General features: G+C 72.5%; 11 protein-coding genes and 1 other RNA gene. 9 read left to right on the top strand and 3 right to left on the bottom strand.

All coding sequences use genetic code 11. The features are described 5' to 3' along the window. Position 1: 1 nt before the first annotated feature. Positions 2-3,103 (bottom strand): PKD domain-containing protein, encoded by a 3,102-nt coding sequence (locus MU522_RS00170; RefSeq protein ID WP_246991617.1) that lies wholly within the window; start codon positions 3,101-3,103, stop codon positions 2-4. Positions 3,104-3,228: 125 nt separating this feature from the next. Between MU522_RS00170 and MU522_RS00165 the strand changes: the two genes are divergently transcribed. Continuing rightward, positions 3,229-3,468: a hypothetical protein gene (locus tag MU522_RS00165; protein WP_128188455.1), complete on the top strand. Its 240-nt coding sequence runs from the start codon at positions 3,229-3,231 to the stop codon at positions 3,466-3,468. 6 nt (positions 3,469-3,474) lie between these two features. On the opposite strand, the gene MU522_RS00160 is transcribed toward MU522_RS00165, so the two are convergent. Further along, positions 3,475-4,704, bottom strand: coding sequence for an MFS transporter (locus tag MU522_RS00160; RefSeq protein ID WP_246991614.1), 1,230 nt, complete (start codon positions 4,702-4,704; stop codon positions 3,475-3,477). A gap of 65 nt (positions 4,705-4,769) precedes the next feature. On the opposite strand from MU522_RS00160, the gene prfB reads away from it, so the two are divergent. The 8 genes from prfB (at position 4,770) to MU522_RS00120 (ending at position 12,589) form a co-directional block, all read left to right on the top strand. Beyond that, the gene (prfB, locus tag MU522_RS00155) at positions 4,770-5,885 is read left to right on the top strand and encodes a peptide chain release factor 2 (RefSeq protein WP_128188457.1); all 1,116 of its coding nucleotides are present in this window, start codon (positions 4,770-4,772) and stop codon (positions 5,883-5,885) included. Positions 5,886-5,906: 21 nt separating this feature from the next. Beyond that, positions 5,907-7,307 (top strand): 4-hydroxyphenylacetate 3-hydroxylase N-terminal domain-containing protein, encoded by a 1,401-nt coding sequence (locus MU522_RS00150; protein ID WP_246991612.1) that lies wholly within the window; start codon positions 5,907-5,909, stop codon positions 7,305-7,307. Between the two features lie 58 nt (positions 7,308-7,365). Further along, positions 7,366-8,094 (top strand): cell division ATP-binding protein FtsE, encoded by a 729-nt coding sequence (gene ftsE, locus MU522_RS00145; RefSeq protein WP_128188459.1) that lies wholly within the window; start codon positions 7,366-7,368, stop codon positions 8,092-8,094. Further along, positions 8,091-9,005, top strand: coding sequence for a permease-like cell division protein FtsX (gene ftsX, locus MU522_RS00140; protein WP_246991610.1), 915 nt, complete (start codon positions 8,091-8,093; stop codon positions 9,003-9,005). Before ftsE ends, ftsX begins: the two co-directional genes overlap by 4 nt. Before the next feature lie 65 nt (positions 9,006-9,070). After that, on the top strand, positions 9,071-9,547 hold the full coding sequence (gene smpB, locus MU522_RS00135; RefSeq protein ID WP_128188461.1) for an SsrA-binding protein SmpB: 477 nt from the start codon (positions 9,071-9,073) through the stop codon (positions 9,545-9,547). An 87-nt stretch (positions 9,548-9,634) separates the two neighbouring features. After that, on the top strand, positions 9,635-10,663 hold the full coding sequence (locus MU522_RS00130) for a 6-phosphofructokinase (protein WP_246991608.1): 1,029 nt from the start codon (positions 9,635-9,637) through the stop codon (positions 10,661-10,663). A gap of 108 nt (positions 10,664-10,771) precedes the next feature. Then, positions 10,772-11,142: a transfer-messenger RNA gene (gene ssrA / locus MU522_RS00125) on the top strand. Positions 11,143-11,221: 79 nt separating this feature from the next. Next, positions 11,222-12,589 carry an aldehyde dehydrogenase family protein gene (locus tag MU522_RS00120; protein ID WP_246991606.1) on the top strand — a complete coding sequence of 456 codons (1,368 nt, stop codon included), beginning with the start codon at positions 11,222-11,224 and terminating at the stop codon, positions 12,587-12,589. Between the two features lie 26 nt (positions 12,590-12,615). Here the strand turns inward: MU522_RS00120 and MU522_RS00115 are convergent, their stop codons facing one another. Continuing rightward, positions 12,616-13,416 carry an SDR family oxidoreductase gene (locus tag MU522_RS00115; protein ID WP_246991604.1) on the bottom strand — a complete coding sequence of 267 codons (801 nt, stop codon included), beginning with the start codon at positions 13,414-13,416 and terminating at the stop codon, positions 12,616-12,618. Positions 13,417-13,441: the final 25 nt, after the last annotated feature.

Genomic DNA, 13,441 nt, shown 5'->3' with positions numbered 1-13,441 from the left:
CTCAGGGCTCGGTGACCGTGATGCGGTCGAAGGCGACGCTGCCGCCGCCTGGGTTGTTCGGCACGTAGGTGAAGACGCTCACCGCGCCGGGGCCTTGCAGGGCGGCGAGGCTGTTCGTGCCGGAGCGCATCCAGCCGGGCTCTGCCTGGCCGACGGGCCACAGCTTGGCGCGCACGGTGGTGGGCGAGGTGCCCGTCACCTCCATGCTGAAGGCGTACTGCTGACCGGGCACGATCGTGATGGGCACCTGCAGCATCGGCGCGATCGCGGTCGCGCCGTCCTGCAGCAGGTAGAGGCGCACGCCGCCGTCGGCCTGCAGGCGCAGCCGGGCGATGTAGTTCGCCGAGCCGATGCGGCGTCCGACGAGCGAGACGTACTGCGCCTCGACCAGCGAGCCGACGGAGAAGACCGCGTCGATGCGGGTGCTCGTGCTCGAGACGCCGTTGAGGTCGGCGAAGACCGTCTGGGTCGTGGCGGGCGGGATGGTCATGCGGCCGGCCCCGCCGGAGACCGAGAACCTGCTGGCCGTGCCCCGCAGGGTCCAGGCGCCGCCGACATCCGCCGACCCCCAGGCGTTGGAGACCGTGCGGTCGAAGGCGTCGTCCGCGAGCACGTCGGTCGCGGGCGCGACGACCGTCACGCTCCGCTCCGCCACGGCGGTCGCGCCGTCGTCGTCGGTGACGCGCAGGCGCACGGTGTGCTCGCCCGCCGCCGGGTAGACGTGGGACGCCGTCGAGCCGCCGGCGGCGAAGCCTGCGCCGAAGTCCCACTCGTACGCGGCGATCGACCCGTCCGAGTCGGAGGATCCCGCGCCGTTCGCGGTCACGGTCAGGCCGGAGGCTGCGACCGAGAAGGAGGCGGTCGGCGCAGCGTTCGGGCTCGGCGCCGCTCCCGCCGGATCGGTGACCGTGATCCGGTCGAAGGCGACGCTGCCGCCGCCCGGGTTGTTCGGCACGTAGGTGAACACGCTCACCGCGCCGGGTGCCTGGAGGGCGGCGAGGCTGTTCGTGCCGGAGCGCATCCAGCCGGGCTCTGCCTGGCCGACGGGCCACAGCTTGGCGCGGACGGTGGTGGGCGAGGTGCCCGTCACCTCCATGCTGAAGGCGTACTGCTGGCCCGGTGCGATCGTGATCGGCACCTGCAGCATCGGTGCGATCGCGGTCGCGCCGTCCTGCAGCAGGTAGAGGCGCACGCCGCCGTCGGCCTGCAGCCGCAGCCGGGCGATGTAGTTCGCCGAGCCGATGCGGCGCCCGACGAGGGAGACGTATTGCGCCTCCACGCGCGACCCCACGCTGAACACCGCGTCGATGCGGGTGCTCGCGCTCGAGACGCCGTTGAGGTCGGCGTAGACGGTCTGGCTCATCGAGGCAGGGACGGTCATCCGGCCTGCGCCGCCGGAGACCGAGAACCTGCTGCTCGGGCCGCGCAGGGTCCACGCGCCGCCGACATCCGCCGACCCCCAGGCGTTGGCGACCGTGCGGCCGAAGTCGTCGAGGGCGAGCACGCGCTCGGCGGGGTCGAGCACGGTGACGCTCCGGACGGCCTCGCCGCTCGCGCCCTCGTCGTCGGTCACGGTGAGGGTGATCGGGTAGACGCCGGTGCCGGCATACGTGTGGCTCGCGGTCTCGCCCGAGGCGGTGCTGCCGTCGCCGAGCTGCCATGCGTAGGACGCGATGGTGCCGTCGGCGTCGGTCGAGCCGCTCGCGCTCGCCGTGACCGTGAGGCCGTCGGACTCGACGGCGATCGATGCCGTCGGCGGGGCGTTGGCGGCGGGGGTGCGCAACGTCCACGTCGAGGACGTCGTGGTCGACGCGCCGTCGGAGACGACCGCTCGCCACTCGTACTCGGTGCCCAGCGCGAGGTCGGGCCAGTCCACGGAGGCGACCTCGCCCGCGTCGACCCGCACGGTGCCGATCGGCTCGAACGGCGCCGGCTCCCGGGACGTCAGGTCGAACGGGAGGGTGAAGGACGAGTCGGCGTCGGTCTCGTACTGCCCGAGCACCGGCGAGTAGGTGGTCGCGGTCAGCGTGCCCTCCGTCGGCTCGAACGAGTAGTACCGCAGCCACCCGTTGCCGCCGTTGGCCCGGGCCTGGTAGTCGGTCAGGATCTGGTGCACCGGCAGGCCGCAGACGTTCTCGTCGGTGCGGCTCGCCTCACCGAGGTCGCCGTCGTGCTCGTGGCCGGAGAGGACCAGGCGGATCTGGCAGTGCTGCGCGACGAAGTCCTGCCACATCGCCGCGGGTGCGGTCCCGCCCGGTCGCTGGGGCGTCGTGCGATGGGTCCCCGTGATGCTCAGGAAGCTGTGGGTCGCCATGATGACCGTGCGGTCGGGGTGCGCGTCGAGCACGCGGTCGGCCCAGTCGAGCGCGTAGCCCGGCGCCTCCCACTCGAGGTTGAGCACCAGGAAGTCGACGCCGCCCGCGGTGAAGAGCGCGTAGTTGTCGGCGTTGCCGCGGTCGATGGGGTCCGGCCCGAACTGGTCCTGCCCCAGGTAGCCGCCGTAGCGGGTGGTCTCCGTGCTCCACGAGCCCTCGGCGTAGCGCGACGGCGGGAAGTGCGCGTTGTACGGGCCCATGTCGCCGGTGGCGATGTCGAAGTCGTGATTGCCCGGCACGACGCTGTTCGGCACCGCGCCGTCGTCGAGGATGCTGAAGGCGTCCGAGATGTTGTCCCAGCCGCGCTCGAGCGTCCAGTCGTTGACGAGGTCGCCGAGCTGGATCACGAACGCGGTGTCGAGCGCGTCGCGGCTGTCGCGCACCCAGGTGAGCTGCTGCTGCAGGAGCGCCTGCTTCCCGTCGCTGTAGTTCTGCGTGTCGGGCACCACGACGACCGTGAATCCCTCGGCGGCGGGGTCGCTCGGCACGGTCGCGCCGCGCTCGCGCCCCTCGAACGCGACGTCGACGCTGCCCCCGTCCGGGTCGCTCGCGGCCACGCTCAGCGTCGGGCTGACGGATGCGGTGGTGCTGCCGTCGGCGGGAGCCACCAGCAGGGGGGCGGCGGGCGGCGCGGCCGAGGCGGCGATCGGCACCGTCAGGCTCAGCACCATCGCGGCGATGACCGCGCAGCCGACGCTCGTCGTGCGGGCGAGGGGTCGACGCGCCACGGTGTGCTCCAGAACCGGCCCGTGACGCCAAGCGGATCGTGGGAAGCGGCTGGGTGGGGCTCCCTGACGCGCATGATCCCACCGGCGCCGGACGGCGACAAGGGGTGCCCGGTAGCCTCGCGGGCATGAGCCCGAACCCCGACGAGCTGCCGTTCGACGTCGACGCCGTGGCGGCGAGCCTGCCGACCGACCAGCCCGAGCGCGCAGCCGAGGGCCTGCGCGCCCTGATGGAGCACCCGGGGTTCCGGCAGCTCGTGCAGCAGGTGCAGGCCGGCGAGCTCGGCGACGACGAGCTGCGCGAGGAGGCCACCTCGATCGCGCACGACCTCGCGGCCCGGCAGGAGCTCCGCCGCGACGAGCCGTAGGGCCGGCTACTCCCGCGGCTTCCGCGGCAGCCAGCGCAGCAGCATCCCCGCCCCCGCGACGCACAGCACGGCGAGGCCGCCCGCAGCCCACGCGATCGACGCGACCGAGACCAGCAGCGAGATGAGCAGCGGCGCGGCCGCGCCCCCGAGGTCGACGGTGAGGCGCCAGGCTCCGAGGAACGGCGCCGGGTTCTGCCGGTCGGCGAGATCGGCGCCGAGCGTCATGAGGATGCCGGAGCCGAGCCCGTTGCCGAGCGCCAGCACGATCGCCGCGGCGATGAACCAGGTCGTGGCCGCGTCGAGGTCGTGCGACGCGGCCAGCAGCACGAAGGCGATCGCCATGATCGACAGCGACGGCACGACGCTCCACAGGCGGCCGAATCGATCCATCACCCAGCCCGAGACGAAGAACAGCGCGAAGTCGACGCCACCCGCGATGCCGATCACGAGGCCCGTGCTGACGCCGTCGAGCCCGATCGACACCGCCCACAGCGGCAGCAGCACGCTGCGCGCCGAGCGGGCGAGCGACAGCATCGCCGCCCCCACGCCGACCGTGCCGAGCACGCGCGCGTTCTCGCGCACCACCTGCCACACGCCGGCGCGCTCCGACGCGAGCTCGATCACGCCCGTCGTCGCGGGCGTGCGCTCGAAGACCGACGTCGGGTCGGGCAGCACCACGAGCACCGCGATCGCGATCACCGTGCCGATCGCGCACACGACCCACACGGCGCCGAGCCCCAGCCCGAGCCCGAGCACGGCAGAGCCGATCAGCGGGCCCACGAACATGCCCATGCGGAAGATGCCGCCGAGCGTCGACAGCGCGCGGGCGCGGTAGCGCAGCGGCACGTACGTGGTCATGAACGCGTGGCGGGCGAGCCCGAAGACCGCGTGGCCGAGGCCGAGCACGAAGATCGCGACCCCGAGCATCCACACCTCGCTCGCGACGAAGGCCAGCGCGAGCGCGACGAGCACGAGCAGGCCCGCGCCGATCATCGTCGGGCGCTCGCCGAAGCGCCCCACGACCGCGCCGCCCGGCACGTCGCCGGCCAGCTGGCCGACCGTCAGCATCGCGGCGACGACCGCCGCGACCGCGAGCGACGCGCCCAGGTCGCCGGCGATCAGCGGGATGTAGGGGATGACCGCGCCCTCGCCGATCGCGAACGCGGCGGTGGGCACATAGGCGGCGCCGGCGACCCTGCGCCAGGGGAACCGCTCGGACTGGTCGACGCCGCTCACCATCCGAGCCTACGGCGGATGCGCGGGGCGGCCGGGCGGTCGCTCGTCGGTAGGCTGGGGGCACCATGGCCGATCTCGACATCGCCGGCGACATCGCCGCCCTCCGCTCCACCTTCGCCGACATCAAGGCGGTGGCCGACGTCGACAGGCTTGCCGCCGACATCGAGCGGCTCTCCGAGGAGGCCGGCGCCCCCGACCTCTGGGACGACCCCGACGCCGCCCAGAAGGTCACGAGCCAGCTGAGCCACGCGCAGACCGACCTCAAGCGCATCACCGAGACCGAGTCGCGCATCGACGACCTCGAGGTGCTCGTCGAGATGGCCAACGAGGAGGGCGACGAGGAGACCCAGCAGGAGGCCAAGAAGGAGCTCGCCGCGATCCAGCGCATCGTCGCCGACATGGAGATCCAGACGCTCCTCGACGGCGAGTTCGACCCGCTCCCGGCGGTCGTCACGATCCGCGCCGGCGCCGGCGGCGTCGACGCGTCCGACTTCGCCGAGATGCTGCTGCGCATGTACCTGCGCTACGCCGAGCAGCACGGCATGCCGGTCACCGTCTACGAGACGAGCTACGCGGAGGAGGCGGGCATCAAGTCGGCCTCGTTCGAGCTGAGCGCCCCCTACGCCTTCGGCAACATGTCGGTCGAGGCGGGCACGCACCGCCTCGTGCGCATGAGCCCGTTCGGCGCGGCCGGCAAGCGCCAGACCTCGTTCGCCGCCGTCGAGGTCGTGCCGCTCTTCGAGCAGGTCGACGAGGTCGAGGTGCCCGAGAGCGACATCCGCGTCGACGTGTTCCGCTCGTCGGGCCCCGGCGGCCAGAGCGTCAACACCACCGACTCCGCCGTGCGCATCACGCACCTCCCGACCGGCACGGTCGTCTCGATGCAGAACGAGAAGAGCCAGATCCAGAACCGCGCCGCCGCCATGCGCGTGCTGCAGAGCCGCCTGATGCTGCTCAAGCGCGAGGAGGAGGCGGCACGCAAGAAGGAGCTCGCCGGCACCATCAGCGCGAGCTGGGGCGACCAGATGCGCTCCTACGTGCTCGCGCCGTACCAGATGGTCAAGGACCTCCGCACGCTGCACGAGGTCAACAACCCGAGCGCGGTCTTCGACGGCGACCTCGACGGCTTCATCGCCGCCGGCATCCGCTGGCGCAAGCAGCAGCAGCTCGCCGACGACTAGGCCGAGCGGCAGGGGAGCGCCATGACCGAGCCGCAGACGGGCAGCGACTACCTCGCGAGCCTCGACGACGGGCGGGCGGTCGTCCACGACGGCGCGCGCGTCGAGCGCGTCGCCGACCATCCCGCCTTCGCCGGCGCCGCATCCACGATCGCCTCGCTCTACGACCTCCTGCACGGCGACGAGGCGGATGCGCTGACGACGGTGGTCGACGGCGTGCGCACCCACGCGTTCTACGCGATCCCGCGCTCGCGCGACGACCTCCGGGCGCAGCGCGACGCGATCCGCGCCTGGCAGCGCACGACGCACGGGTGGATGGGCCGCACGCCCGAGACGCTCGCGTCGGTGCTGACGTCGATGGCCGCGCACGCCTCGTTCTACGGCCGCTTCGCCGACGGCGTGCGCGGCACGCTCGCGCGCGACGCCGCCGCCGTCACGCACTACGCGCAGGCGCTCGTCAACCCGCCCGTCGACCGCGACCTGCCGCCCGACGAGGTCGGCGACGTCTTCCTGCACGTGGTGCGCGAGACCGACGAGGGCGTCGTGCTGCGCGGCGCGAAGGCGGTCGTCACCGGCGCCGCGACCGCGCAGCGGCTGCTCGTGTCGCACTTCGGCGGCGAGGTGCAGGACGACGACTTCGCGATCGCCGCGACGGTGCCGGTCGGCGCGCCGGGCATCACGCTCTATACGCGCGGCACGCCCGCGCGCGACGACCAGCCGCTCGCGACGCGCTTCGCCGAGCACGACGCGCTCGTCGTCTTCGACGACGTGCTCGTGCCGTGGGGGGACGTGCTCATCCGCGACGCCGAGACGATGCTCGGCCACAACCGCGGCGCCGTCGGCTGGAACGCGCGGCTGGCCTTCCAATCGGCGACGCGGCTCGAGGCCAAGCTCGAGTGGATCGCCGGGCTCGCGGTGCGGGCCACGGAGATCATGGGCACGGGCGAGCTGCGCGGCGTGCAGGCGGCGCTCGGCGAGGTCATCGCGCTGCGGCACACCGTCGCGGGGCTCCGCGACGCGATGATCGAGCAGGCGGGGCCGGTCGGCGACGGCGACCCGGCCGGGCGCGCGTGGGGGCCGGCGGTCGAGCCGGCGCTCGCCTTCTCGGCGCTCGCGCCCGACGCCTACGGCCGCATGCGCGCGCTGCTGCAGACGGCGCTCGCGTCGGGCCTCGCGCACCTGCCGCTGCCCGCCGGTGCGCTCGCCGACCACCCCGATGCGGCGCGGCTGCTGCGCGGCTCAGGCGGGGCGGATGCGTCGGAGCGGCTGGCCGTCTTCGGCGCCCTGTGGGACGCGGTCGCCTCGGGCTTCGGCGCCCGGCACGAGCTCTACGAGCGCAGCCACTGGGGCCAGCCGGAGCGCACCCACGTCGGCATCCTGGGGCACGCCCGCGCGACCGGGCGCCTCGACGCCTGGCAGAACTAGCGCCGCGCCGGGGCGGTGCGCGGCCGCGGGCCGGGCCCGCCCATACCCTCGACAGGCCATGATCCGCTTCGACGAGGTCTCGAAGACCTACTCCCGCAAGGCCCGCCCGGCCCTCGACGGCGTCTCCTTGGAGATCCTCAAGGGCGAGTTCGTCTTCCTCGTCGGCGCCTCGGGCTCCGGCAAGAGCACCCTCATCCGCATGGTGCTGCGCGAGGAGAGCCCCACGAGCGGCGAGGTGCACGTGCTCGGCCAGCGGCTGAAGGCGCTGCCGAGCCGCCGCGTGCCCTTCTTCCGCCGCAACCTCGGCGTCGTGTTCCAGGACTTCCGTCTGCTGAACAACAAGACGGTCTACGAGAACGTCGCGTTCACGCTGCAGGTCATCGGCAAGAGCCGCGGCTTCATCTCGGAGGCGGTGCCCGACGTGCTGAAGATCGTGGGCCTCGCCGGCAAGGCGAGCCGCCTGCCGCACGAGCTCTCCGGCGGCGAGCAGCAGCGCGTGGCGATCGCCCGCGCGGTCGTGAACCGCCCGCCGATCCTGCTCGCCGACGAGCCCACCGGCAACCTCGACCCCTCGACGAGCGCCGGCATCATGGCGCTGCTCGCCCGCATCAACGAGGGCGGCACGACGGTCGTCATGGCCACGCACGAGGCGTCGATCGTCGACGAGCTGCAGAAGCGCGTCGTCGAGCTCGACGCCGGCCGCATCATGCGCGACGAGGCGCACGGCAGCTACCGCCGGCACCTCGAGGAGCTGCGCGTCGACGAGCTCGAGGAGGAGACCGCGTGAGGCTCCAGCTGATCGCCAACGAGGTCTGGAACGGGCTGCGCCGCAACCTCTCGGTCGTCGTCTCGGTCGTGCTCGTCACGTTCATCTCGCTCTCGTTCGTGGGCGCGGCGATCCTGCTGCAGATGCAGATCAACCAGATGAAGGGCTTCTGGTACGACCGGGCGCAGGTGGGGATCTACTTCTGCGGGCCGGTCGACTCGACCGCGACCTGCACGCAGACCGCCGCCACCGAGGAGCAGGTGCAGGCGGTGCGCGACGTGCTCGACAGCGGCGCGATCGAGCCGTACGTCGCGGCGGTCGAGTTCGAGGACCGCCAGCTCGCCTACGAGCACTTCATGGAGCAGTTCGGCGGCACCGCGAGCGCGGAGTTCGCGAGCCCCGAGAGCATGAACGAGGCGCTGTGGGTGCGCCCGACCTCGCCGCAGGACGCCGACCTCATCCGGGAGGCGACCTCCGCGCTGCCGGGGGTGCTGGAGGTGCGCGACCAGCGCGCGCTGCTGGAGCCGATCTTCCAGGTGCTCAACACCGCGAGCCTCGCAGCGATCGGCGTGGCCGTGCTCATGCTCGTCGCGGCCGTGCTCCTGATCTCCACGACCATCCGCCTCTCCGCCTTCTCGCGCAAGCGGGAGCTCGGCATCATGCGACTGGTGGGCGCGTCGAACCGGTTCATCCAGACGCCGTTCATCATCGAGGGGGTGGTCGCGGCGCTCATCGGAGCGGTGCTCGCCGCCGGATCGGTGGTCGCCCTCGTGCACTTCTTCCTGCAGGGCTACGTGGCGCCGATGCTGCAGACGATCGCGATCGTCACGATCGACGACGCGCTCGTGGTGGCGCCCGTGCTCGTCGGGATCGGCGTGCTCTTCGCCGGGGTGGCCGCAGCGGTCGCGATCCGGCGGTACCTCAGGATCTGATCGCGCGCTAGACTGGTCGGCTGCCCGTCCGGGCATCCGACGACCGCACACCCCAGGAGCACGCCATGCCTCGCGAACAGGGCCAGAAGGTCGTGGCGCAGAACCGCAAGGCGCGCCACGACTACACGATCGAGGACCGCATCGAGGCGGGCCTCGTGCTCACCGGCACCGAGGTGAAGTCGCTGCGGGCCGGGCGCGCGTCGCTCGTCGACGGCTACGCCTACGTCGACCGCGGCGAGGCATGGCTCGACGCCGTGCACATCCCCGAGTACGGCCAGGGCACCTGGACGAACCACCCGCCGCGCCGCAAGCGCAAGCTGCTGCTGCACCGCGACGAGATCGACAAGCTCGCCGCCAAGGTGGCGCAGGGCGGCTACACGCTGGTGCCGCTGTCGCTCTACTTCTCCGACGGGCGGGCGAAGGTCGAGCTCGCCGTGGCGAAGGGCAAGAAGGAGTACGACAAGCGCCACGCGCTGCGCGAGCGGCAGGACAAGCGCGAGGCCGAGCGGGCGATGCGCACGAGGAACCGCCTCAACGAATAGCGGCACCGGTTCGACATCGCCATGCGCCGACGGGTTGAATGGTCGGCACCGGCAGGATTCACCCAGGGCCCTCCGGTGGAAGGCGAAATGCGAGTCGGCATCCTCACGTCCGGCGGCGACTGCCCCGGACTCAACGCAGTCATCCGCGCCGCCGTGCTCACCGGCATGGTGCACCACGGCCTCGAGTTCGTGGGCATCCGCGACGGTTACCGCGGCCTCGTCGAGGGTGACGTGCGCGTGCTCAACCGCTCGTCGGTGCGCGGCACGTCCCGCATCGGCGGCACGATCCTCGGCACGAGCCGCACGAACCCCTACGAGGGGCCGAACGGCGGGCCGGCCAAGATCGCCGCGACGCTCGAGCGGCTCGGCATCGACGCGGTGATCGCGATCGGCGGCGAGGGCACCCTCGCGGCGGCCAACCGCCTCGCCGAGGACGGCATCCCGATCGTGGGCGTGCCGAAGACGATCGACAACGACCTCGACGCCACCGACTACACGTTCGGCTTCGACACCGCCGTGCAGATCGCCACGGAGGCGGGCGACCGCCTGCGCACCACCGGCGACTCGCACATGCGCTGCATGGTGCTCGAGGTCATGGGCCGGCACGTCGGCTGGATCGCGCTGCACACCGGGATCGCGACCGGCGCGCACGTCACCCTCATCCCCGAGCAGCCGCGCTCGATCGAGTGGATCTGCGAGTACGTGCAGTCGGTCTACGACCGCCGGCGCGCGCCGCTCGTCGTCGTCTCCGAGGGCTTCAAGCTCGAGGGGATGGAGGAGGAGTACTCGCGCAAGGGGCTCGACGCCTTCAACCGCCCTCGCCTCGGCGGCATCGGCGAGGTCATCGCGCCGATGATCGAGGAGCGCACCGGCATCGAGTCGCGCGCGACCGTGCTCGGCCACATCCAGCGCGGCGGCGCGCCGAGCGGCGCCGACCGCGTGCTCGCGACCCGCTTCGGCCTCGCCGCCATCGACGCGATCACCGACGAGGCGTGGGGCTCGATGGTGTCGCTGCGCGGCACCGACATCGTGCGCGTGCGGATGGCGGATGCGCTCGGCGACCTCAAGCGCGTGCCCGACCACCGCTACCGCGAGGCGGAGCTGCTCTTCGGCTGACGCTTGCCGGGCGACGGCCCGACGCGGTACCATGGTGGGCTGGCCCCGCCAGCGCGCCGGACGCATCCGGCCTTGACAACTCCACAGCGTGCGACTCGCACCCAGCACGGGGATGATCGGTTTCGACATCGTCTCAGTCGCTGCGGGAAGCGGGTAGAGGATGCAGGGTCATCTCTTCAACGCCCCCTGCAAACCCATAGGTGCCAACGCAAAGCGCACCGACTTCGCCCTCGCTGCCTAAGCGAGCCTGAAGTCCGTCAGACCGGAGACGCCCTCGCTCCGGACCCTGGCGTCATGAAGAGGGCTTGCTGCGATGCTGCGTCACAGGGCATCGCGGGACTTTTCCTGTGACTGGGCTCGTCGACCTAGGTGCTCAGGACAAAGGTCGGAGCCGAGCAGAACGCCACCCCTGAGCTGCACCCGGAGAAGCCGCACGGTCCGAGCGTTGGACGGGGGTTCGATTCCCCCCATCTCCACCATCGGTCGAGTCGCACGCTGTGAGAGTCCCTCGCCGCCGCCCCAGTACGCTGGGATCATCCGATCCTGCGAGGAGGCAGCGTGAGCGAGTACCGGGTCACCGACCCCTACACCGGCCAGGTCGTCAAGGAGTTCCCGACGGCGACCGACGAGGAGATCCGCGCCGCGATCGAGCGCGCCGACGCGGCGTACGAGCCGTGGCGCACGACGCCGATGCCCGAGCGCGCGGCGATCCTCGGCCGGGCGGCCGACGCGTTCGCGTCGCGCTCGCGGGAGCTCGCCGAGATCATCCGCACCGAGATGGGCAAGCCGCTCGGGCAGGGCATCGCCGAGGCGGAGTTCTCGGGCGAGATCGTGCAGTACTACGTCGACAACGCCGAGGCCTTCCTCGCCGACGAGGTGCTCGAGGTGCGCTCCGGCGTCGACGCGCGCATCCGCAAGTCGGCGCAGGGCGTGATCCTCGGCATCATGCCGTGGAACTTCCCGTACTACCAGGTCGCGCGCTTCGCCTTCCCGAACCTCATGCTCGGCAACACGGTGCTGCTGAAGCACGCGCCGCAGTGCCCGTGGTCGGCGACCGCGATCGCCGAGATCCTCGCCGAGGCGGGCCTGCCGGCCGGCGCGTACGAGAACATCTTCGCGACGAACGAGCAGATCGCCGACATCGTCATCCCCGACCCGCGCGTGCGCGGCGTCTCGCTGACCGGCTCGGAGCGCGCCGGCGCGGCCGTCGCCGAGGTCGCCGGCCGCCACCTCAAGAAGGTCGTGCTCGAGCTCGGCGGCTCCGACCCCTTCGTGGTGCTGTCGGCGGACGACATGGATGCCGTGGTGCAGGCGGCGGTCGACACGCGGCTCGAGAACTCGGGCCAGTCCTGCAACGCGTCGAAGCGCTTCATCGTGCTCGACGAGCTCTACGACGACTTCGCGTCGCGGCTCGGCGCCGCGATCGCCGCGGTGCCGGTGGGGGAGCCCGGCGACGAGGACGCCCTCGTGGGTCCCCTGTCGTCGCAGGCCGCCGCCGAGCGGCTGCGCCAGCAGACGGCGTCGGCCGTCGCCGAGGGCGCCGAGGTGCTCGCCGGCTCGCTCGACGACGGCGGCGACGCCCGCGTCGCCCCCGCGCTGCTCGGCGGCGTGACCGAGCAGATGCAGGCCTACCGCGAGGAGCTCTTCGGGCCCGTCGGCACCGTCTACCGCGCGAAGGACGTCGACGACGCCGTGCGCATCGCGAACGGCACGCCCTTCGGCCTCGGCGCGCGCGTCTGGTGCACCGACCCCGAGCTCGCCCTCGCGGTCGCCGACCGGCTCGACGCCGGCATGGTGTCGATCAACGGCGCCGGCTCCGAGGACGTCGACATGCCCTTCGGCGGCACGAAGCGCTCGGGCTTCGGCCGCGAGCTCGGCCCGCACGGCATGGAGGAGTTCATGAACAAGAAGCTCGTCGTCGGCTGAGCCGGCGCGAGCGCTGCGGGGTCTGCTCAGTCGAGCAGGCCCCGCATCTTCTTGGCGATGATGCCGCCGACCTTCGCGGGCATGAGGCGCGCGAGCCGGTCGAGCGCCCGGGCGTCCTTGCCGATGACGACGCGCGGCGCTCCGGAGGCGACGGCCTCGACGATCTGCCGCGCGGCGTCCTCGGGGCTCGTGAGCGAGCCGGCCGACGCCGAGGCATCGGCGGTGCGCCGCATGGTGACGCCCGAGTTGCCGGTGATGTTCGTGCCGACGCCGCCGGGGAAGACGACCGTGACGGCGACGGGTGTGCCCTCGAGCTCGGCGTGCATGCCCTCGGTGAGCAGCTTGACGGCCGCCTTGCTGGCGCCGTACGCCGACTGGCCGGGCACCGGCGCGAGCGCGCCCATGCTCGAGACGTTGACGACGGATGCGGCGGGCCGCGCGCGCAGGAGGGGCAGGAATGCGGTCACGGTGTGCACGACGCCCCAGAAGTTCACCTGCATGACGCGCTCGATCTGCTCGAAGGGCAGCTCGCCGATGCGCTGGAACGGCTGGATGATGCCGGCGATGTTGAGCAGCCCGTCGACCTGGCCGTGCGCGGCGAGCACCGCCTCGGGCAGCGCCTCGACGGCGGCGCGGTCGGCGACGCTGAGCCGGTGCGTGGAGAGCCGGTCGCCCGCGGCGCCGAGCCGCGCGGTCTCGGCGAGACCGTCCTCGCTCAGGTCGACGGCTGCGACGCGCGCGCCGCGGCGCAGCAGCTGCAGCACGACCTCGCGGCCGATGCCGTTGCCGCCGCCGGTGACGACGAAGGTGCGCTGGGTGATCTCCATGGGTCTCCTCCTCGAGTGAACTGTC

It is taken from the genome of Agrococcus sp. SCSIO52902, from assembly GCF_022983135.1.
Taxonomy (GTDB): domain Bacteria; phylum Actinomycetota; class Actinomycetes; order Actinomycetales; family Microbacteriaceae; genus Agrococcus; species Agrococcus sediminis.
The sequence above is the reverse complement of the archived record's forward strand: the minus strand, read 5'-3'. Positions and strand labels throughout refer to the sequence as shown.